General features: G+C 55.6%; 23 protein-coding genes, 1 tRNA gene and 1 pseudogene. 16 read left to right on the plus strand and 9 right to left on the minus strand.

Annotation, left to right across the window (positions count from 1 at the left end; translation table 11 throughout):
- Positions 1–77: 77 nt before the first annotated feature.
- The 4 genes from clpA to ngg all read right to left on the minus strand — a co-directional run bounded on the left by clpA (position 78) and on the right by ngg (position 5700).
- Positions 78–2330 (minus strand): ATP-dependent Clp protease ATP-binding subunit ClpA, encoded by a 2253-nt coding sequence (gene clpA, locus H6973_00435; GenBank protein MCP5124136.1) that lies wholly within the window; start codon positions 2328–2330, stop codon positions 78–80.
- A gap of 35 nt (positions 2331–2365) precedes the next feature.
- Entirely contained in the window at positions 2366–2692 is a 327-nt protein-coding gene (gene clpS / locus H6973_00440; protein ID MCP5124137.1) for an ATP-dependent Clp protease adapter ClpS, read from the minus strand.
- A gap of 137 nt (positions 2693–2829) precedes the next feature.
- The gene (locus H6973_00445; GenBank protein MCP5124138.1) at positions 2830–3939 is read right to left on the minus strand and encodes an osmoprotectant NAGGN system M42 family peptidase; all 1110 of its coding nucleotides are present in this window, start codon (positions 3937–3939) and stop codon (positions 2830–2832) included.
- Complete coding sequence (ngg, locus tag H6973_00450) at positions 3940–5700, minus strand: N-acetylglutaminylglutamine synthetase (protein MCP5124139.1); 1761 nt, start codon at positions 5698–5700, stop codon at positions 3940–3942.
- A gap of 739 nt (positions 5701–6439) precedes the next feature.
- Between ngg and H6973_00455 the strand changes: the two genes are divergently transcribed.
- The 9 genes from H6973_00455 (at position 6440) to H6973_00495 (ending at position 13181) form a co-directional block, all read left to right on the plus strand.
- Positions 6440–7252: a PEP-CTERM sorting domain-containing protein gene (locus tag H6973_00455; protein ID MCP5124140.1), complete on the plus strand. Its 813-nt coding sequence runs from the start codon at positions 6440–6442 to the stop codon at positions 7250–7252.
- 228 nt (positions 7253–7480) lie between these two features.
- Positions 7481–7702: a hypothetical protein gene (locus H6973_00460; GenBank protein ID MCP5124141.1), complete on the plus strand. Its 222-nt coding sequence runs from the start codon at positions 7481–7483 to the stop codon at positions 7700–7702.
- A complete protein-coding gene (locus H6973_00465) occupies positions 7695–7922 on the plus strand; it encodes a hypothetical protein (protein MCP5124142.1) in 228 nt (75 codons plus the stop codon). Before H6973_00460 ends, H6973_00465 begins: the two co-directional genes overlap by 8 nt.
- Positions 7923–8130: 208 nt before the next feature.
- Positions 8131–8490 carry a CZB domain-containing protein gene (locus tag H6973_00470; GenBank protein MCP5124143.1) on the plus strand — a complete coding sequence of 120 codons (360 nt, stop codon included), beginning with the start codon at positions 8131–8133 and terminating at the stop codon, positions 8488–8490.
- Between the two features lie 607 nt (positions 8491–9097).
- A tRNA-Met gene (locus H6973_00475) sits at positions 9098–9170 on the plus strand.
- Between the two features lie 157 nt (positions 9171–9327).
- The gene (locus H6973_00480; protein ID MCP5124144.1) at positions 9328–9600 is read left to right on the plus strand and encodes a hypothetical protein; all 273 of its coding nucleotides are present in this window, start codon (positions 9328–9330) and stop codon (positions 9598–9600) included.
- 19 nt (positions 9601–9619) lie between these two features.
- Positions 9620–10768 carry a slipin family protein gene (locus H6973_00485; protein ID MCP5124145.1) on the plus strand — a complete coding sequence of 383 codons (1149 nt, stop codon included), beginning with the start codon at positions 9620–9622 and terminating at the stop codon, positions 10766–10768.
- Positions 10769–10854: 86 nt separating this feature from the next.
- Positions 10855–12123 (plus strand): MFS transporter, encoded by a 1269-nt coding sequence (locus H6973_00490; protein ID MCP5124146.1) that lies wholly within the window; start codon positions 10855–10857, stop codon positions 12121–12123.
- A gap of 47 nt (positions 12124–12170) precedes the next feature.
- Positions 12171–13181, plus strand: coding sequence for an NAD(P)-dependent alcohol dehydrogenase (locus H6973_00495; protein MCP5124147.1), 1011 nt, complete (start codon positions 12171–12173; stop codon positions 13179–13181).
- On the opposite strand, the gene H6973_00500 is transcribed toward H6973_00495, so the two are convergent.
- Together H6973_00500 and H6973_00505 are read right to left on the minus strand one after the other, a co-directional pair.
- Complete coding sequence (locus H6973_00500) at positions 13178–13915, minus strand: 16S rRNA (uracil(1498)-N(3))-methyltransferase (GenBank protein ID MCP5124148.1); 738 nt, start codon at positions 13913–13915, stop codon at positions 13178–13180. The genes H6973_00495 and H6973_00500 overlap by 4 nt on opposite strands.
- A gap of 75 nt (positions 13916–13990) precedes the next feature.
- Positions 13991–14446: a Uma2 family endonuclease gene (locus tag H6973_00505; protein MCP5124149.1), complete on the minus strand. Its 456-nt coding sequence runs from the start codon at positions 14444–14446 to the stop codon at positions 13991–13993.
- 56 nt (positions 14447–14502) lie between these two features.
- Between H6973_00505 and H6973_00510 the strand changes: the two genes are divergently transcribed.
- Complete coding sequence (locus tag H6973_00510) at positions 14503–14715, plus strand: hypothetical protein (GenBank protein MCP5124150.1); 213 nt, start codon at positions 14503–14505, stop codon at positions 14713–14715.
- Between the two features lie 11 nt (positions 14716–14726).
- Here the strand turns inward: H6973_00510 and H6973_00515 are convergent, their stop codons facing one another.
- Both H6973_00515 and H6973_00520 read right to left on the minus strand, forming a co-directional pair.
- On the minus strand, positions 14727–15830 hold the full coding sequence (locus H6973_00515; protein MCP5124151.1) for a hypothetical protein: 1104 nt from the start codon (positions 15828–15830) through the stop codon (positions 14727–14729).
- A gap of 3 nt (positions 15831–15833) precedes the next feature.
- Complete coding sequence (locus H6973_00520) at positions 15834–16697, minus strand: tetratricopeptide repeat protein (GenBank protein MCP5124152.1); 864 nt, start codon at positions 16695–16697, stop codon at positions 15834–15836.
- A gap of 100 nt (positions 16698–16797) precedes the next feature.
- On the opposite strand from H6973_00520, the gene H6973_00525 reads away from it, so the two are divergent.
- The gene (locus H6973_00525; protein ID MCP5124153.1) at positions 16798–17139 is read left to right on the plus strand and encodes a hypothetical protein; all 342 of its coding nucleotides are present in this window, start codon (positions 16798–16800) and stop codon (positions 17137–17139) included.
- Positions 17140–17212: 73 nt separating this feature from the next.
- Here H6973_00525 and H6973_00530 read toward each other — a convergent pair whose 3' ends face one another.
- Positions 17213–17536 (minus strand): ferredoxin family protein, encoded by a 324-nt coding sequence (locus tag H6973_00530; protein ID MCP5124154.1) that lies wholly within the window; start codon positions 17534–17536, stop codon positions 17213–17215.
- A gap of 552 nt (positions 17537–18088) precedes the next feature.
- Between H6973_00530 and H6973_00535 the strand changes: the two genes are divergently transcribed.
- The 5 genes and pseudogenes from H6973_00535 (at position 18089) to H6973_00555 (ending at position 23049) form a co-directional block, all read left to right on the plus strand.
- Positions 18089–18547 (plus strand): hypothetical protein, encoded by a 459-nt coding sequence (locus H6973_00535; GenBank protein ID MCP5124155.1) that lies wholly within the window; start codon positions 18089–18091, stop codon positions 18545–18547.
- A 48-nt stretch (positions 18548–18595) separates the two neighbouring features.
- Positions 18596–19770 (plus strand): annotated as a pseudogene (locus tag H6973_00540) (IS630 family transposase).
- 28 nt (positions 19771–19798) lie between these two features.
- Positions 19799–20389, plus strand: coding sequence for a hypothetical protein (locus H6973_00545; GenBank protein ID MCP5124156.1), 591 nt, complete (start codon positions 19799–19801; stop codon positions 20387–20389).
- Between the two features lie 160 nt (positions 20390–20549).
- Complete coding sequence (locus H6973_00550) at positions 20550–21011, plus strand: hypothetical protein (GenBank protein MCP5124157.1); 462 nt, start codon at positions 20550–20552, stop codon at positions 21009–21011.
- 355 nt (positions 21012–21366) lie between these two features.
- The gene (locus H6973_00555; GenBank protein MCP5124158.1) at positions 21367–23049 is read left to right on the plus strand and encodes an NAD-binding protein; all 1683 of its coding nucleotides are present in this window, start codon (positions 21367–21369) and stop codon (positions 23047–23049) included.
- Positions 23050–23070: the final 21 nt, after the last annotated feature.

The raw sequence follows: 23070 nt of genomic DNA on the forward strand, positions 1-23070 counted from the left end.
CTTATTACTAAACCCCGCTATTCCGTCCGAAAAGAACGCGCAACGGTTCTTCCCGCCGATACCTCGCTCCGTTGCGTCTACGGTATTGCCTCCTCCTCAGCGATCTCCACTTCCAGTTCACCATTGCGCACTGTAACGACGACATGTCCGCCGTTCACCAACCGACCGAAGAGCAACTCTTCGGCAAGACAGCGTTTGATGTTTTCCTGAATAATCCGTGACATGGGTCGCGCACCCATCTTGGGATCATAACCGCGTTCGGCTAGCCAGACCCGTCCCTCGGCATCCACTTCTAGCGTGACCTTCTTCGACTCCAGTTGGGCTTCCAATTCGATTAGGAACTTGTCGACAACCTGAGCGATGGTAACGGGCGTCAGCGCCTTGAATTGAACGACGGCATCCAGCCGGTTGCGGAATTCCGGCGAGAACATGCGCTTGATGGCTTCCATACCGTCGCTGCTGTGATCTTGGCTGGTGAAGCCAATCGAGGGCCGGTCCATCAGCTCCGCGCCAGCATTGGTGGTCATTACGATGATGACGTTGCGGAAGTCGGCCTTGCGTCCGTTATTATCGGTCAGCGTGCCGTGATCCATGACCTGTAGCAGCAGGTTAAACACGTCGGGGTGGGCCTTTTCGATCTCATCCAGCAATAGAACGGAATGCGGGTGTTTGAGGATGGCGTCGGTCATCAATCCGCCCTGATCGAATCCGACATAACCCGGCGGCGCGCCAATTAACCGCGAGACTGCATGACGCTCCATGTATTCCGACATGTCGAAGCGGATCAACTCAATGCCCATGATCTTGGCCAGTTGCCGGGTCACTTCAGTCTTGCCCACCCCAGTCGGCCCAGCGAACAGGAAGTTGCCAATTGGCCTCTGCTCATTGCCCAAACCAGCCCGCGCCATCTTGATGGCGTTGGCTAAGGTGTCGATCGCTTGATCCTGGCCAAACACCACCAGTTTCAGATCCCGCTCCAGATTGCGCAGCGTGTCTTTGTCTGACGATGACACCGTCTTGGGCGGAATGCGGGCAATTTTGGCAATGATGGTCTCGATGTCGGTGACGTTAATCAGCTTCTTGCGTTTGGCGACCGGCAGCAAGCGCTGGCTGGCGCCGGCTTCATCGATAACGTCAATCGCCTTGTCTGGCAAATGGCGGTCGTTGATGTAGCGGGATGACAGTTCTACCGCTGCGCGCAGCGCCTTGTCAGCGTATTTAACATCGTGATGATCCTCAAAGCGCGTTTTGAGACCGCGCAGAATCTGATAGGTCTCTTCGATCGTCGGCTCCATGACATCGATCTTCTGAAAGCGCCGCGCTAGCGCCCGATCCTTCTCGAAAATACCCCGATATTCCTGATAGGTCGTCGAACCGATGCATTTCATGTCGCCCGAAGCCAACATCGGTTTAATCAGATTAGAGGCATCCATCACTCCGCCGGAAGCTGCGCCCGCGCCGATGATAGTGTGAATTTCGTCAATGAACAGAATGGCGTTGCGCTCTTTGCGCAGTTGCGCCAGCACCGATTTCAGCCGCTTTTCGAAGTCACCGCGATATTTGGTGCCCGCCACCAGCGCGCCCAGGTCAAGGGCGTAAATTGTAGCGTGACGCAGCACGTCTGGCACTTCGCCATCAACGATCATCTTGGCCAGACCCTCGGCGATGGCGGTTTTACCGACCCCGGCTTCGCCGACGAACAATGGGTTGTTCTTGCGCCGGCGGCAGAGAATCTGAATGGTGCGTTCGATTTCCTCGCGGCGACCGATCAAGGGGTCGATACGCCCCTGACGGGCTAGTTCATTGAGGTTGCTGGCGTAGGTTTCCAAAGGCTTGGCGTTTTGCTGATTGTCGCCACTCTCTTCCGGCGCGGTGGCCGTGGAATCCCGCTCCTCGGCGACTTTGGAAATGCCATGCGAAATGTAGTTGACGACATCCAGCCGGCTGATTTCCTGTTGCTTGAGGAGAAACACCGCCTGCGATTCCTGCTCGCCGAAAATGGCGACCAGCACATTAGCGCCGGTGACTTCCTTATTACCGGAGGACTGGACGTGCAGCACCGCCCGCTGCAATACGCGCTGGAAACCGAGCGTAGGCTGCGTTTCGCGCGGGTCATCCAGCGCCAGCAATGGCGTGTTTTCGCGAATGAAAATCTGCAAGTCGCGTTTCAGTTTATCCAGATTGGCTCCGCAGGCCCGCAAGACTTCCACTGCCGCCGGGTTGTCCAGCAGGGACAACAATAAATGCTCCACGGTCATGAATTCATGACGCCGGTCCCTTGCCTCGCGGAACGCGAGGTTAATCGAGAACTCCAAATCCTTGCTTAACATACGCATACCTCGAATCGCGCTGGGTGATTTCGGACTTAGGCTTCTTCCATGGTGCATAACAACGGATGTTGATGTCGGCGGGAAAATTCATTCACCTGCGCCACCTTGGTTTCCGCAATATCGTGAGTGAAGACGCCACACACCCCGCGGCCGCGAGTGTGAACATGCAGCATCACTTGCGTGGCTTTCTCACGGCTCATTGCGAAAAAGTGTTCGAGAATCCGCACCACGAAATCCATGGGAGTATAGTCATCGTTGAGCAGGATCACCTTATAGAGCGGCGGCTGCTTGAGCGCGGGTTTCGCCGGTTCAACGGCGAGGTCGCGGTCTTGATCAGGGGACGATGAATATTCCTTACTCATGGCGTTAGCACTGCATCTGTCGAAGGGATAATGTTCGAACGTCTGGCGGCGGCTAAACCTTGCTGCCGCGCGTCGTCGGGTCGATAGTTAGATAATACGCAGTCCACAAGTTTCCTCAAGGGTGTGGATGCAAATCATCAGGTTCCCGGCGCGGGAAAGTCGCCCATTGGACCGAGTGGTTGCGCATCCCGTTGAAACAGCGGCCTGCTCTGAATGTAGGCGAGCAGCAGTTCGCCCAGCGCTAACAATGAGTCGACGTGGGTGCGCTCGTAACCGTGGGAAGCATCGAGAGCAAAGCAAGTGAGCGCGGTGCGGATGTCGTTGCCGGCTTCCAGCGCCGCCGCCGCGTCGCTGCGGTAGTAGCGGAAGACATCCCGGCTGTGCTCAATACCATACGTTTTACACAGACCGAGCAAGTGTCGGGTCAGATGCCAGTCGAAAGGACCCGACGAATCCTGCATGGCGATGGTCACCCCGTATTCGCAGGTATTTTGTCCTGGGGCGATGGTGCCATTATCGATGGAGACCAGTTCCGCCACGTCGCCGTGCAGGATGTGGGAGGCGCCAACGCCAACTTCTTCGGAAATCGTGAACAGTAGATGGCAATCCACCGGCAGGCGGAGGCCACAATGCCGCACGGCGCGCGCAACCGCCAACAACACCGCGACGCCGGCCTTGTCGTCCAGATGCCGGGCGTTGATAAACCCGCTATTACTGATTTCCAGTTGCGAGTCGATGGCGATGGTGTCGCCAACGTTAATGCCCAAGGCTTGCAAATCTTCTGGACGATTGCACCGTTCATCGACGCGCAATTCCAGATTGAGCCAGCTAATTGACTGAGTGTCGACTTCCTCGTTGAAGGTATGGCCGGAAGCCTTGCAGGGTAGCAATGTACCGCGATAGCGCCAACCGCCGTCACAGTAGATGGTAACGCGCGCGCCCTCGGCGAAGCGCGCCGACCAGGTGCCAATGGGCACGACTTCCAGCCGCCCATTCGGTTTTAATTGCTTGACCATCGCGCCCAGCGTATCCAGATGGGAGACGATAGCCCGATCCGGGCTATGGCGCGCGCCTTCCAAATCGGCGCGGATGGCCCCGCGCCGGGTCAGACTGAAGGGAATGTCCAGCGCCATCAGTTCCAGACACACGATATGCACGATTTCATCAGTCATGCCGGAGGGGCTGTGCGTAGCGAGCAACCGGCTCATCATGTCCAGCAAGTAGGTTTGATCAAGAAGAGTCTGCATTTAGTGCTCGATCCGGGAGTGGGGAAAAAGAAGATCGACAAAGCGCTGGGCGGTCGGTTGCGGCTCATGGTTGGCCAGCCCTGGCCGTTCGTTGGCTTCGATAATGGCGTATGGTTCGCCCGCCAGATCGGGAACCATGAAGTCGAAGCCGACAACAGGAATTTCCAGGGCGCGAGCGGCTTGTTCGGCGACCTCTCGCACTTGGGGATGCACTTGGTCGGTCACATCATGGATGGTGCCGCCGGTGTGCAAATTGGCGGTTTTGCGCACCCGCAGGCGCTGGCCGGCGGGTAGCACTGAGTCCAGCGTGTAGCCCGTCGCTTCGATGCAGCGCAAGGTTTCTGTGTCCACCGGGATATGGCTTTCACCGCCGGTGGCGGCCTGACGCCGGCGACTTTGTTTCTCAATCAGGGTACGAATGTTCTGGTGGCCATCACCGGTAATTTCCGCCGGACGGCGCGTGGCGGCGGCGACGATCTGGTAACCGATGACGATGATGCGCAGGTCCTCGCCATCCACCATTTCTTCCACGATCACGTCGTCGCAGAAGCGCCGGGCGTTGGTAATCGCCGCCTCGACCGTGTCTGGGGTGCGCAAATCGACCTGAACGCCATGACCTTGCTCCCCACGAGCGGGTTTGACCACGACCCGTTGATGGTGGGCCAGAAAGTCCCGGACGGTTTCTGGGTCGTCTGCGAGAATCTGCGCGGGCATCCTCAGTCCAGAAGCTGTCAGCACATTGCGCGTCACGCGCTTGTCATCACAGCGGCTCATGGCGATCGCTGAAGTCAGCTCGCACAGGGATTCGCGGCAGGTGATGCTGCGTCCGCCCTGGCTCAAGCGGAAATAGCCATGTTGCGCATCCAGAATGTCCACGGCGATGCCACGCCGGCGGGCTTCATCGATGATGATGCGCGCATAAATGTTCAAATCGCTGTAGCGGTCGGGACCCACGAACAGTTTCTCGTTAATCGGGTTCTTGTGCTTGACGCAGTACACCGGCACCCGCTGGAAACCCAGTTTCTGGTAGAGGGCGATGGCTTCGGCGTTATCGTGCATCACGGATAGATCGAGATAGGTGCGTTGCCGCGCCTGGAAGAAAGCAGCCAATGCTTTAACCAGGCTGGCGCCAATCCCAGGGTAGAGGCATTGCGGATCGACCGCCAGCGACCACAGACTGGCGCCCTGATCGGGATCGTTGAAAGCCAGGACATGATCGACGCCGGTGACGACCCCCAGAATTTCGCCGCTGTCGTCCGTTTCGGCGACCAGGATCGCCAGCGCGGAATTACGCAGATTGTGGTTGAGGAAACCGTCTCGCACCGGCACCATGCCGCGCACCTGGTAGAGACGGTTAATCGCCGTTTCGTCCTGAGCGGTATCCGCGCCCTCGGTGATTTGGCGAATGCGCCAGCCCCGGTCTTCGCTGATGTCGAGGGTCGCATCGCGTAGGGGCAGGCGGAACGTATGGGAGGGATCGAGGAACAGTTGTTGTGGGTCGAGCGCGACGACCACATGAGGGTCGCGGATGTACAGCGCTACATCCCGGCGTCCGGGCGCTTCGCGGCAAATTTCTCGCGCCAGCCGATCCGCCGAGGCGAAGGTCTGGCCGAAGATCAGTCGACCCCAGCCGCAATCCACGGTCGCTTCCGAGCGCATGTCTTCCAGCGTGGTGTGTGCAGGCAATTCTCCCCAGTGCTTGAGGGTCGCCATGCAGACCGGATCCATCGGGTTTTCGATCCGCGATGCTTTGACAGTCATGGCGTTTTACTTCCCTTAAGAGGTCAGGTCAGAGCAGGTGGGTTTGCGGCCATAATTCCAGAAGAGCCGCTTGCCAGCGTTTGGATCTGCCCCGAATAGCGAGGCGGGTTAAAAAAAGGTCTCATACAACGGCGCGGGAGTCAAATGGCCGGGGTGGCGTTGCGCTGAATGGCATGGCGCGTTCTGCTTGACTGTCGACTTTTTTACACTGACCCAATGGCCGGGATTTTTCCAGACCATGTTAATTTTCTATTTAATTTCATTTACTTATTTTGAAAGGCGACGGTTTTCGGTGGTAGGTAGTTGGCTTGGATGGTTAAGGGAGTGTCGGAATTTTTTACAGAATAATTGACTGATTAGCTAGGAATTTGGTTATTTTTTAATCAATTTAAACGTTGTTTAATATATCTTTAGTCTATTAATCTTTACAAATTTATCGTTTTCAATGCTGCAAATGATGTAGGTTACTTGTCTAGTTTTTTGTGGATAACCTGCAAAATTGTCAATTATAAATAACACTTAAATAACTAAGTTTTAAATTAAATTTATTTATTTTCAATAATATAGTTTTATACAATGGTCAAGGCACGACTGGAAATCTGTATGAGTGTCGGAATTTTTTACAGCTTCAATTTTATAATTCATAATTTTATGATTTATAAAATAAATATAAGTTGGTTTTTTTTTTGCATACCTATCGTCGCCTATCAACTAATCCATACTTTAAGGAGTGAAAATCATGCCTCGGGCGACGAAGAGTAGTTTGATGAAGGGGGCAATGAGTTTGGTTCCACATACCTTGCTAAAAATCAGCACAGCCAGCTTGAGCTTCATATTAGGGATATTTATTACATATCCGGTCAATGCAGCGCTTGTAGACCTCACTTCCTGGACTGCCGAGGGCAGTGGAAACTGGACGATCGCTGCCAATACCCAGTCGGTTTTTCAATCTACCAATGGTCTACCGACAGTCTTCTATTCGGATTTTAACGGTCAGGGCACGGCGCTGTCGGGCAAGATCAAAGTAGAGACAACCAGTGATGATGACTTCATCGGTTTTGTTCTGGGATTCGATCCCGGTGAAATTACGAGCAATTCTACTGATTTCATTCTCATCGATTGGAAGCAAGCAAACCAAAGTCTTTTTGGTTGCACCGGCCTTCGAGGTCTAGCAATTTCACATGTCACCGGAGGTTTACCTGATAGCGCTGCTTCATGGTGCCACAATGGCTCCACGACCGAATTAGCGCGCGCCACTAACCTCGGCAGTACGGGTTGGGCCGATAATACCGAGTATAGTTTTGACCTGATTTTCACCGCTACCAATATCCAGGTGATGGTCAATGGGGTGACTGAACTAAATATTAGTGGCAGCTTTAGTGATGGCCGATTCGGTTTCTATAATTACTCACAGCAATCAGTGCGTTACTCGGCGATTGAGGAAGACGTATTACCACCTTCTACCGGCATCCCCGAACCCGGCACCGTAGGGCTGCTGGGTCTGGGGCTTGCCGGGATGATTTGCTTCGGGCGTAAACGGAGGTATTACTGAGTATATAGGGCGGGTTAGCGCCGCGTAACCCGCCAAATCGCCCTATCTCTGATGCAAGGGCGGGTTACGGCTGAAGCCTGGCCCGCCTTACCAGTTTTCCCTCAAAATCCACATCTTGTTTTGCGCCATAAGCAACTTTGCTGATTAAATCTGGTCATCGTTTGCAGGTAGTCTTGCAAGACGCTATCTTTCGCAACTAAAGAACAGTTTGCGGCTTCCCAAGACGCCATGAAACGCAAGGTCTATATCGAGACATCCATCATTAGCCTTGCCGAAGAACTGATCATAGCAAACATACTCCCTCCCAAAGCCGCCGCCGATGCGCTACACATCGCGACGGCCACTCTACACAGGCAGGAAAAAATCACGGCGTTTTTTGAAAACAAGGGACTACTCTTACCCGTGATCTGCACTCCCGAGGAACTACTTGGCGCTGAATACGATGAATGACGAGACTATCCAGGAATTACATGCTATCAAAGATGCGTTTGCCGCCAAATTCAATGCCGACCTAAGGCTGGTTTTTGCTGACATCAAACGCGGCGAGAAAGAATTGCAGGCTGCCGGTTTTGCGTTAGCACAACCCCCTGCAAATCTTGCGAACCCGCCGAGTACAGCATTACAGCGATCCCGTCTCGCCATTGGTAAAGCTCTTTCAAGAGCATTGTAACCAGTTAGCATCGCAAAAGGCGAGCGCATCCGTGATGTGCTAATTAACACTAGACATTTTTTACAAGACAGCTTTTACTATTGACATGGTAATCCTCAGTTGTGGTAGAGTTTTGTTTTGGAGAAACTTAATTTTTCCACACTGAGGACTATCTTCCATATATCAGTTCGTTGAAAAACTGTCCGAACCATTTTAGATTGGAGGAGTTATGAATATGCAGCAACCTATAAATCAATATATTAATGCCCATTTACAATGGATAGAAAAACTGACTACCGCGATTTATGGCGGACAGATTCCAGAGCGAAACACAGCGAGTGTGGACAATGCTTGTGCTCTTGGAAAATGGATACATAGCGAAGAGGTATTATATAAAAATAATAATGAATTCAATGAATTAATAGAAAAACACAGGCAGTTTCATATTGCCGTCGGCCAAATAATTGACTTGGTGCAAGTTGGCAAAATGGATGAAGCGAAATTTGAAATGACTTCTGGTAAGTTCAGGCAACTCTCTAGAGAGGTAATAAACCTGCTTTCAAAGTTGCGCAGATCTTTCAATAAGTAGATAGAGTGGTAGTCCTGTATAAAGTAGTGACTTACTTATGTATGATATGATTTTAATGGATGATAAGATGAGCGATAAAAAGTCATGATTTTCCCATGTTGCCATTCATTAAATGATAGTCCTACAGGTTGTAGTGAACCTTTATACAGCAGAGATCGGCAAGGTTTTTTTATAATGATGGATAAAATACCAGATCGCTCCAGTACGATTTTCGATCTTTTTTGAAAAAGTAAGATTCCGCCAAATCAGGGCTTGACCTATACTTTTTTCCGGCTATAATTCGCCACCCTATGAATCGAAAACTTCGTAACCCTCATTTTTCATCCATCGCTGACCAGCGTTTGCTGGCAAGATGCAGCTACGCGCCAGCGATGGACCCGACGTAGAGCCTGTGAGCTTCAGCTCGAAGGGTTCGCGTTAGGCAGCCCTCCGAGCGGGAACTAAAGAACCCCGGTCGGCGGCACGCCTTCCGGGGTTCCGTTTTTTTCTGCAACCGATTCGAAGCAGCCCCGCCGCCGCACAGCGGTGCCGGTTCTACATGCCGGTCCGGCGCGCTCAAGCTAACCATGGCACAGCGTGTGTCGGGCGACGACGGGACTTCGAAGCAAGGAAAGTAGCTCAGTGGGTAGAGCAACTGACTCATAATCAGTCTGTCGAGGGTTCAACTCCCTCCTTTTCACTGGTAAAGCCCTAAAAAGGCCTGCGGTTCAAATCCGCTCCACTCCTTGCAGCACCCAGGAGCCGTCCCAGCGGGCAGCAACCCTTTCGACGCTTTAGCATTGGGAGGGTCGCTGACCTGCAGCGCCCGCGCGGCCTTGCGCGGCGAGCAACGGATCGATGCCGATGATCGGCCAGCCGGTCGCAGCGAGAGCGGGCAGGGACGCCTCGCGTTGCGGCGGGTCCGCCGGTGATCTGCACGGTTCGCCTCGTCGCCCGCCGTGCGGGCGTGGGACGCGCTCTCAACCCTATCAACTTTATTGTCAACGCAACCGGCAGGAACCGTTATTCAATGACACCCTGACGTTCGGCAGTGGCGGGCCGGCAACGGCGCCGATAGCAACACGCCATGCTCGATCGCCGGAGACGGCGGAACAGGAAAACCCAAAATAACTTCACAAGGAGAATTAATATGTTGGGTTACAAGCGAGTCGTTATTGCCCAAAACGAGCGTGGGCTGCACCTCTACGACCGCCGGTTGGCGGACATTCTGGAACCGGGCGTCTACCGCTGGTTCGACCCGCTGCGTCATCATGAAGTGCAGCGTTACGACCTGACCGTGGCTGAATTCAACCACCCGTGGCTGGACGTATTGTTGCGCAACGAACCAACCCTGGTGGAGCGGCATTTCCAGATTGTGGAGACCGGCGAACAGCAGGTGGGCCTGATTTACAAGAACGGTCGTCTGGAAGGCGTGTTGCCGCCGGCGACCCGGCAGGTCTACTGGCGCGGTCCGGTCGAGGTGAAGGTGGAGATGCTGGATATCGGCGTCGATTACGCTCTGTCCCGGGCGCACGCAGCGCTGCTGGCGCGACCCTCGGCGACGCTGGCCCGGAGCCTGAGCGGTTTTATCCTGACGGCTGAGGTCGAGGATCATCACATCGGCCTGTTGCTGGTCGACGGCGAACTGGCGCGCACCCTGCCGCCGGGTTTGCACGCCTTCTGGCGCTTCAATCGGGCGATCAAGGTTGAAACCATCGATCTGCGCTTGCAGACTGTCGAAGTTTCTGGCCAGGAAATTCTGACCCGGGACAAGGTTAGTTTGCGGGTGAACCTGTCGGCGGTGTATCGGATCGCTGATCCGGTCAAGGCGCGCAGTGAATTGGGCAACATCGCCGAGTACCTGTACCGCACCTTGCAGTTTGGTTTGCGCCAAGCCATCGGCGCGCAGCCGCTGGATGGATTGCTCGGCGACAAGGATGAACTGGATCGAGTGGTGCGCAACTACGTCGCTGAGCGCGTCGAGCTACACGGCCTGGCTTTGGAAACGGTTGGCGTCAAGGATGTGATTCTGCCCGGTGAGATGAAGGATATTCTCAACCAGGTGGTGACCGCGGAGAAGGCGGCGCAGGCCAACGTGATCCGCCGGCGTGAGGAAGTCGCCGCCACCCGTTCGCTGCTCAACACGGCGAAGTTGATGGAAGAAAACCCGATTCTGTTGCGCCTGAAGGAACTGGAGGCACTGGAAAAAGTGGTGGACAAGGTTGAGCGGCTAACCGTGTTCGGCGGCCTGGATGGCGTGTTGCGCGATACCGTACGCATTAACTTGCCTCCACACTAACCATGTGGTGATATAGCCGTTCTCACATCAACCCTCTCCGGCTTGCGGGAGAGGGTTCTTTATTTGCTTCCGGAAATCGAAATCGCATGTCTGGCACCATTGCCATGCTCTTACTAGGTCTGGGTACGCTGCTGGTGGGGAATGGCCTGTTGGGTACGCTGTTGGGTATTCGGGCGCGGCTGGAGGGTTTTACCAATACCTCGATTGGGGCGCTAATGGCGGCTTATTTTCTGGGCTATGTGATCGGCGCCTTTCAAATCCCGGCGCTGATCCGGCGCGTGGGCCACATCCGCACCTTTGCCGCGCTTGCAGCGCTTGGCTCGGCATCGGTCCTATGCTACGGCCTGATCGTTCACCCCCTGGCCTGGGCGATATTGCGGGTCGTGACTGGCTTTGCCGTGCTGGGCGTTTATATGGTGGTGGAAAGCTGGCTGAATGAGCAGACGCCGCATCACATTCGCGGCCAAGTCTTTGCAACATATATGGTGGTGACGCTGGTGGGTCTGGCGGGCGGACAATATCTGATCCTGGCCGGGGACACCGGCACGCTGGCGCTGTTCGCGGTGGCCTCCATGCTGTTCAGTCTGGGACTGGTGCCGATCGCTGCAACTCGCGTCCATGCGCCTCAACCGCTGGCGACTTCATCGGTCAGCCTGATGCATCTGTTCTGGTTGGCCCCCCTGGCGGCGTGCGGCGCGTTCATGGCCGGCATTGTCAGCAGCGCGTTCTGGAGTCTGGGCGCAGTGTTCGCGCAGCGAGTCGGCTTGTCCGAGCAAGGCGTCGCCCTGTTTATGAGCGCCACCATTCTGGGCGGCGCGCTGCTGCAATGGCCAATTGGCCGGCTGTCAGATCATTTCAGCCGGCGCTTTATTCTCACTACGGTAAGCTTTTCCGCTGCTTTGGTCGCCTTACTGGCGTTGCAGATCATGTATGAATCGCTGGCCGCGCTGACCGCTTGCGCCTTTCTGTACGGTGGTCTGATGTTCTCGGTCTACAGTTTGAGCGTGGCGCTGATGAACGACCGCTTGAGTACGCCGGGGGAAGTGCTGGACGCCACGCGCGGTTTGTTGCTGATCTTCGGCATTGGTTCGATTGCTGGCCCAGCGATTGGCGGTCCGTTGATGGACTGGTTTGGACCCGGCACGATTCCCGCTTACTCTGCTGCTACGCTGAGTTTGCTCGGTTTTCTGGGACTGGTGCGTCTGGTTTGGGCCAAGCCGATTCCGCTCATTCAGCAGGGCCGGTTCGTGCCAATGGTGCGCACCACACCGGTGGTCTTGGAAATGTTACCGCAGACCGATATGCAACCGGAACCGGATTTGCCGCCGCCGACTGAATCCCTGAAGCAGTGCTGATTAGCGTCTAAACTTGAAGAATGATTCAACACATTGGAGAAGCACTCATGATTCGAGCCTACGCTGCACACGAAGCCAAGGGTAAACTCACGCCATTTGAGTACGATCCTGGCGAACTGAAGCCGGATCAAGTCGAGTTGGATGTCATCGCCTGCGGCATTTGTCATTCCGACCTCTCGGTCCTGAATAACGAGTGGCAAAACAGCATCTATCCTCTGGTGCCGGGTCACGAGGTTGTCGGAACCGTCGCCCAGGTTGGCGGCAACGTCAAGCATCTCAAGGTCGGCGATACAGTGGGCCTGGGCTGGTTCAGCGGCAGTTGCATGACTTGTGACCAGTGCATGGGCGGCAATCACAATCTCTGCGCCAGCAACGAGCAAACGATGATCGGCCGCTTTGGTGGTTTTGCCGACAAGGTGCGTTGTAATGCGGAATGGGCTGTCCTGCTGCCTGCTAGCGTGGATGCAAAGAAAGCCGGCCCCTTGTTCTGTGGCGGCATCACCGTCTTCAACCCCATCGTTCAATTCGATGTAAAACCCACCGACCGGGTCGGCGTGGTGGGCATTGGTGGCCTGGGGCACCTGGCGATCCAGTTTCTGAACAAGTGGGGCTGCGAGGTCACGGCGTTCACCTCCAGCGATTCCAAGCGCGCTGAAGCCCTGAGCATGGGCGCGCACCAGGTCGTCAATTCCCGCGATGATGGGCAACTGGAGAAAATCGCTGGTTCGCTGGATTTCATCCTGTCGACGGTCAACGTCGACCTGAACTGGCCAGCGTTTCTGAATGTTCTCGGGCCGAAAGGACGGCTGCATACGGTTGGAGCGGTACTAACACCCATTCCGGTCGCTGCGTTTTCGCTGATCATTGGCCAGAAAAGCGTATCCGGTTCGCCGCTTGGTTCCCCGGCGACGATGCGCAAGATGCTAGAATTCTGCGCCCGTCATCAGATCGCGCCGGTGACTGAATTCTTCCCGATGAGTCAGGTCAACGAAGCGCTGGCGCATCTGGAAGCCGGCAAGGCGCGCTATCGCGTTGTGCTGGAAAACGACTTCGCTTAATCCCAGTCACCCCACAGCGCCTGCAACGCCGCCAGCGCCGCCACGCCGGCGGTTTCTGTGCGCAATATACGCGGTCCCAGACGGACGCCGGTGAATCCTGCTGGCTGAGCCTGATTGATTTCCGCCGGACTCAAGCCGCCTTCGGGACCGATGAGCAACGTTACGGGTCCAGTGGGCGGCTCCAGCCCACGCAAACTCTGCTTAGCCAGCGGATTGAGTAACAGGCACAAACCGGTTGCTATCGGTCGCGCCAGCCAATCTGTTAGCGATCGCGGCTCCTGCAACATTGGCAACCGGTTGCGCCCGCATTGTTCACAAGCGCCAATCACGATGCTCCGCCAGTGCTCGACCTTGCGCGTCAGCCGTTCACCGGTTAAATCCACCCCGCCACGCTCGGTAAAGAGCGGTTGAATGGCAGCGACTCCCAGCTCCACCGCTTTCTGGAGGGTGTAATCCATCTTCTCGCCCCGCGAGACGCCCTGCGCCAGTGTAACTCGCAAGGGCGATTCCATCTCCTCGCCAGGCAGCGCTTCCAGTACGTGCGCCCAGGCTTCCCGCTTGCCCACTTCCCGCAACGTCGCCGCGAACGCGCCGCCTTCACCGTTGAACAACGTCAACGATGCACCGGGTTTGAGGCGCAGCACCCGCACCGCATGATTGAAGGAGCTGTCGGTCAGCGGCGCGGTTATGCCAGCAACCAGGGGTATCGGGAGATAAAGTCGAGGGATGCGCATTTATTATCAACCGTGGAAAAGTTGATAACATTAAAGGTAGACATGAACGGATCGCTGTAAAGCGATCCCGGTCCTTTACTGTCGGTTAAAAATCTTCTCAAAATCGACTTTGATTCCTTCGGACTCAACCGCTTGGTTGTAGAAAATATTTTCACCTTGTGCGCTCGTGACAAAGATGGCTCTCGTATAAGGTTCAATCGTCCAGACTGCTTTGATGCCTGCTTTAACCATTCTTTCTGATTTTTCGAGAATATCCTGGATGTTCTGAGTGGTGGAAATGACCTCAATGGACAGGATCGGCATTTTTTGCAGCTCGGTGATGTCTCTTGAAAAATTGGGATGAATCACTTCGACAGGATAAACACAAATATTCGGCGTCAGACCGTTATCAATATCCAGAGTGAGTTCAGTCAATACCTCAATATTTTCATTTTCAAAGAGTTGGCGCAGAGTTCTTGAGCAAATATAACTATGGTTCAAGGAAGGCATTTCCGTACTCGGCTTGTTTACGGGAAGTTCCAGGTACAGCATAAGCAAGTTCCTCGGATGTGAAGATCACCTCAAGTAAGTTATGAAACGAACCAACGATGAAACTGACCCTTGAAATCTACAAATTCTTCTGCACCACCAACCTGGACGCGCCTTATGTGGCGGCGCTGTTTGAGGATGGACGGCTGGTGGAACAATTTGCCTATTACTCCAGCACCGAGTCCGCGACGGACGCCGGCATGGCTTATGTCCACGACCATTATCGGGATGGGCAACCCGAAATACAGATCAAGGTTGCTCCCGATCCCTGATGCAAGCCGGATCAACGCCGTGCAAGCAGTGTCAGTTGCTTCCAGCGGCGACGAACCCTCGCGCCATACCAGTCCGTTTCCAAACGCTGGTCCTGTTCATCCGCCAGCGATTGAGCAAGTTTATAATCCTGTTCTATCTGGTCGAGTACTCCCAGAGATACCGATTGGGCAACGTTAATCTGCACAGCGTTGATAGCGGCTGCATTGCCATCATCGTCGCTAGTCGGCAAATCCAGCGCCATGCGCAACCGGTTCAACTCTAAATCGGCGAGTATTAACTGCTCCTCGAAGCAATCGTTTTTCAGTGGACGTTGTGCGAGCGCATCGTCCATTTCTCGCCAGCGACCTACCAGCGCGAGTGTCAGTAAAGCTTCACGATAAGCTCCAGAATCGCGAGTTTCCCCAGTATTAATACTGGATGTCAGCAGGGCCAGGGCCAGATCAACCGGGTCTGATTCCGTTGGCTGGACCCGCCACAACAAGAGTTGCGCCCGCTGGACTAATTCTCGCTCCAGCCGCTGAGTCGGATGGAGTTCCGCCAGTTTTCCGACCTCCTGCTCCAGAATTGCAGGATCGCCAAGCCAAAAAGCAGTGCGGCATAATGCCCAGAGGTGAGTCGCCGGGGTCAGGCGGGGATGTTCATCGCGCCAACCGGCCCAGGCGCGCTGATGCCAGTCCCAGGCCGTCGCAAACTCGCCACGGCGGAACGCCAACTCGCCTTCCAGGAAATCCAGCGGTGCGTTCCAAGGGCGGCGTAATTCAAACAACCAGTCCCGGGTCTGGTCCATTAAGGTCCGGCAAAACCGGAACGGCTTACGCTCCAGGCTGATATGCAGGATGGCGGTCAGGGCGCTGAACACATCGGCGGGATCAGTGGTCGCCCGATCATGCGCCGCTTGCAGCAAGGCGGCCAGCGCCAGATCATCCTCGCCAGCCTGGCGCAAGCTGTAGCCTTCCCACAGCAACGCCCGCGCCTGCGAACCGGCAAGCCCTCGCGCGCCGGCCCATTCCGCGGCCTGGCGCTCCAACCGGGCAGCCTGACGATAATCGCCAATCTCACGCGCCTGCTGGGCCTGGACGCGCAGACGATCAAAGATCCGCCGGTCAGAGGACATTGCTCAATGGAACAGAGAGAACATGCGTCGCCGGTAGGTCATGACCAGCGGATTCTCGTTGCCGAGAATCTCAAAGATCGCGATCAATCCCTTGCGACCAGCCTCTTCCTCGAATTGCGGGTCACGGCGCAGAATTTCCATGAATTGCTCAAGAGCGGCTTCATAGTCGCCCGCCAGTACACAACGGGCCGCCAGTTGCCGACGGGCCGCGCTGTCTGTGGGATCAGCTTGGACTTTAAGCTCCAGCGCCGCGCGATCCAGCGCGCCTTGCGCCATATCGGCGAATTGCAGCCGAGCCAGCAGACCGCTAGCAGGTTGCCGATTGCGCTCTTCCTCCGGCAGACTTTGCAACACCGTGCGAGCTTCTTCACTCTGATCCAGTTGCAACAGCTTTTCCGCCAGCGTGACTTTCCATTCAACCCGATCCGGTTCCTGTTTCAGCGCCTCGCGCAGCAGTTCGACGACTTGCTTATGATGACCCCGTTGCCAAAGCGCTTCGATTTGCTCCTGCAACGCATTACCGGGCGCAGCGCCGCCGAACTGGTCAATAATCTGCCGGTAAGCCGATTCTGGTTGCAGACCCACCAGTTGTTCAGCAATCTGCCCTTGCCAGATGACCATGACCGTCGGCAGGCTGCGCACCCGAAAATGCGCCGCCAAACCCTGTTCGGCATCGGCATTGATCTTGGCCAGAATGAATCCGCCCCGGTATTCCTGCGCCAGCTTGGTGAGCAGGGGAGTCAGCTGCTGACAGGGCTGGCACCAGTCGGCCCAGAAATCCACCAGCACTGGAACCTGCTGCGAGGCTTCCACCAGCGAGGCGAAATTATGTTGATTGACTTCGACAATATAGGGTGAATCGCTCATTGTGGACTATCCGAGAATCTGGAATGCAAAAAGGTAAACTGGCTGTAATATTGGGGTGCGGACGCTTTCAGGAACAGTTAAACACGCAAACCTGACGGCTATGTACCTGTCCCCCACAATTTTGAAAGCAGCGGCGGTAGTCGGCATCGCAAGCTTCGTAGTTCGCTGCCCGGCAATAGGTCTTGTTCGACAGGCGCTTGCATTTGCCAGAGTCATTCTTGTTTCTGTCGAGGCAGCGCTGATAGTCGGCCTCAGCGTCCTGGCGATCCCGGTTACATTGCTGATACTTGCGATCTTCGAGCCGCCGGCAGTCAAGCTTCACCCGTTCGCATTCCACCGTGCAGAATCGCCCGGCGTCATCGGTAGGAGGGAGAAGATCATAACGGGTTTCGTAGATGGGTCCGCAACCCGTAAGGAGGAGAAGCAAAAGAGGGAGTATTAGCAAGCGCGCATTCGCATTCATTCAAAAACTCTCTTGGCGGCCATGTAGATTTTTGCGATATCAACGGATGTCTTCATTTGTTCAGGTATTGCAGCTTGTCTGGTTTGCCATCCCAGTTCTGCGCGTCGGGTGGCGGATCCTTCTTTTCCGTGATCACCGGCCATTTTTTAGCCAGTTCAGCATTGAGTTCAAGGAATTGTTGCTGATCCGCCGGCAGATCATCCTCGGAGAAGATAGCTTGCGCCGGGCATTCCGGCTCGCACAGCGTACAGTCAATGCACTCATCGGGGTCGATAACCAGAAAATTCGGGCCTTCGTGGAAACAATCCACCGGGCAAACTTCGACGCAATCAGTGTACTTGCACTTGATACAGTTTTCGGTGACAACAAAGGTCATGAACGCAATCTCCCAGCCGGAAACAGAATGGGCACTATCTTAACCGCAATCAATCGGAAGAAAAACCAGATCACGCAGGGCGGCGATCACCATAAAGCGCGTCCCGAATAAAAACGGGATTCTGGCCAGCGTCCACAGAGCGAACAAGGCCAGAAGTCTAAATCCACGCAGATTTGTACACCTGTCCAGTTTTAACAGCGGTCGGCAAAAGAGATAAACGCCCATTCATAGCGCTATGGCGAGGATAGCGAAAGTCCTCGCGCCGAGGAAAAACGGTCGGAATCCCAAGTTAAATAGGGCGATGTTCGAAAATTGGTGGTGTCCCTCAGTTTACGTGATGAGCTAAGCCAGTGACGACGACAACATGTATCCTCATTGTGATTGTGGTGTTAATCACTGACCGGGGATCTTATGAAGTGGGAAACGCTCTACTGCCCCAATCGTTCCTGTCACCACTACGGTCGGCCCTTTGGTCAAGGGTTGTTGGTCAAAAATGGTTCCAGTCACGGGAAAAAGCAGGCGTTGTGTCGTTCGTGCGGGAGGAGAGTGTCCTTGACGTACGGAACTGCGTATTTTGACCTCGAGGCCGACCCCGCCGTTTTCGAACTGGCGATGCGGGCGTTGGCGGAGGGAAATTCCATCCAGGGTACGGCACGAATCGTCCAGATCGACAAGGATACGGTTTGTGCGTGGTTGACTCGGGCCGCCCAGCAATGTCGTTTGGTGGTTTTGTCCCATTGGCGCGAGCTGACGGTGACCGAGTGTCAACTGGATGAATTGTGGAGCTTTGTCCATACCAAGGACCAGAATCTGCCGATGGCGCAGCAATGGTGCGAGACGGATGGCGATGCTTGGGTGTGGGTCGCCTTTGCGCCCGAATGGCGCCTGGTGGTAGGGTTTGTCGTGGGCCAGCGCACGCAGGCTCAGGCGAACCTGCTCCTGGAGCGCGTGGTGTATGTGACCGACGATCACGTCCCCTTCTTTACTAGTGGGCTGACACAGAAGTTTTGACAGGTAGCGGTGGGTGCCCTATGGTTGAGATCAACAGGAGGAATCACCATGGCCCACAAGTATCTGGTTGATCTAACTGAAGAGGAGCGGGAAGACCTGCTGAAGGTCATTCATAAAGGCAAGGCAGCGGCGCGCAAGGTTGCCCGTGCCCATGTGTTGCTGCAGGCTGCGGAAGGGGCGACGGATGAGGCCATTGCCCAAAGCCTTCACTTGGGGATTTCGACCGTTCATCGTACCCGTCAACGGTTTGTCGACGAAGGGTTGCTGGCGGCGTTAAGCGAGCGGCCACGAGTCGGTTTGCCCCCGGCCTTGACCGGCAAACAGGCCGCCTTTCTGGTCGCCTTGGCCTGTAGTACCCCGCCCGCTGGCCGTTGTCAGTGGACTCTCCAATTGTTAGCGGACCGCTTCATGGAACTCCGGCCCATCGAAGCCATTTCCCGTGAGAGTGTGCGGCGCATCCTTAAAAAACGACCTCAAACCCTGGCAACGTCAAGAATGGTGTATTCCCAGTGTCAGTCCCGATTATGTTTGGCATATGGAGGATGTGTTGGGCCTGTACGCCGAAACCCGATGATCCTCAATACCCCCAAGTGTGCTTCGATGAAAGTCCGGTGCAATTGACCAGCGAAACCCGCTGTCCTCAACCCGCCCGCCCGGGTCAACCGGCGCGCTATGACTGTGAATACAAACGCGAAGGCACCGCCAATTTATTTCTATTCGTACAACCCTTGCGCGGGTGGCGTCATGTTAATGTCACGAAACAGCGCACCAAACGCGATTTTGCCCAGCAAATGCAGCAACTCGTTGATGTGTACTTTCCGAAGGCGGAGCGAATCCGGTTGGTCGTGGATAACCTCAATACCCACACTGCTGCGGCCTTGTATAGTGTCTTTTCTCCAGAGGAAGCCCGCCGGATCACCCGCAAGCTCGAATTTCATTACACCCCCAAGCATGGCAGTTGGCTCAATATGGCGGAATGTGAGTTCGCTGTTCTCGCCGGCCAGTGTTTGAATCGCCGCATTGCGAACCTCGAAACTTTGCGGAAGGAAATCGCCGCTTGGCAAGGCCCACGCAACCTACGTCAGACCAAAATCCACTGGCAGTTCGGCACCGACTTGGCCCGGGTCAAACTCAAGCGCCTCTATCCTCCCTTGAAATCTTCTGAAACCCCGGTGGACCTAGAAACCTCTGAACCTGTCAAAACTTCTGTGTCAGCCCACTAGCGACCAATGGCCGGGCTATCCCAGCGCCTTGCTCCATGCCTATGGGGAATGGTATCAGCCCGAGCGCCAAGGGACGCGAGGACGATATCCGGCCCCACGGTGCCGCCCACCGCCGAATTTGCTGTATGCTCAAGTGGTTAAGCGACGTGAAAAAGGACGGGTGGTCGAGGTGACCCGTAAGAGGGTCTGGGGAAGCGCGGACGAGCTTCAGGCGCGATTGGCCGCATCCGCCACCAGCACGACGATCAACACGAGCTTTGTGGAGCGGGATAACCTGGCCTGGCGCGAACACAATCGGCGGTTGGCTCGCAAGACGACCGCGTTTTCCAAGCAACGGTCGTGGATGGAAAAGCAGGTGTGGCTGTCGTTGGCTTACTACCATTTCTGCTTGCCCCACCTGAGCCTGCGTGAGGAATTGCCCACCCCGGAACCGACCCGAGGCAACGGATCGCCCCGTAAATGGCGGCCTGTCACGCCGGCCATGGCGGCGGGGATGACCGATCATATCTGGACCACGGCGGAGTTGCTGGGCTTTCGGGTACCCGCACCGTTTCTGAATACCTTGGAAACCATCAAACACTTGTTCCCCGCACTCGACGATGCTCATCACGTAAACTGAGGGACACCACCCGAAAATTGCATACGAGGTCTTTTAGATGTGGGAGGGTTTGTAGCGATCCAGTTTGATCAAGGGCGGTGGAGAACCCGGAATTTTTTGTGCAGCGCACAATTTTTTGCTATGATCTTGACCTGTGAATCTGTCAGGCGCGATAAAAATCATGTATATCGTCGACGACCCCCTGTTAGCCCTCATCAGCCGTTTCATGTGCCAAAACCAGCATCTTGAAGTATCTGATGCGGAATTTCTGCTTCGGCAAATCAGCGCTATTGAAGAGTATGTCGGGCAATTTCCCGATTGTGAACGCGATCAGCACGCCATGGAGTGGATTGCGGCGCATGCCCGCGAATATCGGCGTCAGTGGCAAAAAAGCACGGTTGCGCAGATTTTGGTCAAGGCGCGTTGTCCGGATTGCCCATTGCTGGGAGAGCGGCGGTCGCCGCAATGCGAGATTCATGCTTTCTGGCTGAGTTTATTGCAACACTATATCGCTGACGATATCTCTTCGCAGGAGTATGTTGAGAGTGCGCTGAAACTACTGAGCCAATACAAGGAACGACTCAAGATAGGGATAACACGTCGGCAGCTACAGCTTGGCTCTGCACAATTTTCAATTGTCTGATTTCTTTTAAGCTGTGAACTGTTGGTGGTCAATACCAGTTCCACTAACCCCTGCTCGCGCAACCGGCCCAGTTCCCGGAACAGCTACAACACATTTTGGCGCACCAGCGGTTCGCCGCCAGTGATGCGAATTTTATGCGCTCCCAACGCCACGAACGCCGCACCCCAGCATCGCCCGTTCTTCCAGCGTCAGCGCCTGCGTATGCGGCAAAAAGGTCATTGCCAGCAATAGAGTCACTGGAGTCAACTGTGCTGCCGAACTGGGCAGCCTGGTTGATATTCTGAATCTTGGCTAAAATTTGAACAACTTTGCCTGCGCAGGAGTAGCGTGGGCCGTCTTGGAGTACCTTTGCAACATGCCTCTCCCCTTTCGGCGCTCGACCCGACGCCTGATCGCACTGCTTGCCTGCTTGCCAATAGCCGTCTTATTACTCGGCAGTCTGTACCAGCTTGGCTCGATCTACCTGGAAGACAATCCCCGTGGATTCTGGGCAAGCCTTGAATGGGCCGCCGAGACCCTCACGACAACCGGCTATGGCGCCGATGCCCGTTGGAACCACCCCTTGATGACGTTGTTTGTCATTTTGGCACAGTTCCTCGGCTTGTTCCTGGTCTTCCTGATCTTTCCCGTGTACGTGCTGCCCTACTTCGAAGAACGATTTGAAGCGCGGTTACCGCGCGCCCTGCCGTCAATGACGGGACGGGTGTTGTTCTACCGCTATGGTCCAGCGATCGACTCGCTGCTGGAGGAATTGCAACGGGTCGGCTCCACCTTCGTCATTTTCGAGGAAGACCTGTTGCTGGCCCGCAGTCTGCGTGATCGCGGCTATCCGGTGGTGTTCGGCAACCTGGATGAAGATCCGGAAATACTAGCCGGGGTGAACGAGGCGCAGGCGGTCGTGACCAATGCCAATGACCATGCGAATGCAAGCTGCATTCTGATGATCCGTGAAGGGGGATTCGAGGGGCCGGTCTACGCCCTTGCCGATAATCCCCTGTACCGCCCGCCAATGTTGAAGGTGGGCGCGTCTGCGGTATTCACTCCGACACATGTGCTTGGCGCGGCGTTGGCAAGTCGCGCCAGCGCCCGCATCAACCCCCCAGCGGAGGGTTTGCACTTACTCGGCGCGCAACTCGGTCTGACCGAATTCCGGATCCGGGCAGACAGCCCACTGGCCGGACAGCAACTCGGCGAACTGCGCCTGCGCGAACGCCACGGTGTTACCGTTATCGGCCAATGGCGCGGCGGGCAATTCGCCATTGCCAAGGGGCCGGATATGCGCATTGAGTCCGGCGCAATCCTGGTTGTGGTCGGCGCTCATGCTTCGTTGACCCAGATTGAGCGCTTGGCCGCGCCGATCCGCCGCACCGGCCCTATCGTGGTGGCGGGTTACGGCACGGTCGGCGGCAAGGTGGTGCAAATGCTGCGCGACGCCCATGAAATGACGGTTGTCATCGATCAGCAACTCGCGCCAGGGGTCGATATCGTTGGTAACGTACTTGAACACACGACGTTAAACCGCGCGAACGTGCGGGCGGCCAGCGCGGTGGTGTTGGCGTTAAGCAACGACAGCGAAGGGGTGTTCGCTACCGCGGTGGTTCGTGATTATGCGCCCGAAGTTCCACTGATTGTCCGGGTCAACCGGGCGCTGAATATCGCGCGGCTGTATCAAGCTGGAGCCGATTTCGCCCTGTCGGTGGGGCAGATGGCTGGAGAAATCCTCGCTTACCATTTGCTGGGCGAACAGGCAGTGACCGTCGAGCCGCGCATTAAATTCGTGCGACTGGCCCCAGGCGCGCTGGTGGGTCAACATCCTTGGCGCGCCTGGGTGCGCGAACGAACCGGCGCAGCGGTTGTCGCCGTGGAGCGAGACCGGGATGTGTTTGTCAAATTCGATGATGATTTCCAGGTAGACCCTGGCGACATTCTGTTCGTCTGTGGAACGCTTAGCAGTCTGGATCAGTATGTACGCGAGTTTCAGGCTGCGCCCGCTGAAAGCGCGCTGACGGCAGACGAACCAAATGATAGCGCTTTGTAGATGATCCCGCAGGTATCGCCC

It is taken from the genome of Gammaproteobacteria bacterium, from assembly GCA_024235095.1.
Lineage (GTDB): Bacteria > Pseudomonadota > Gammaproteobacteria > Competibacterales > Competibacteraceae > UBA2383.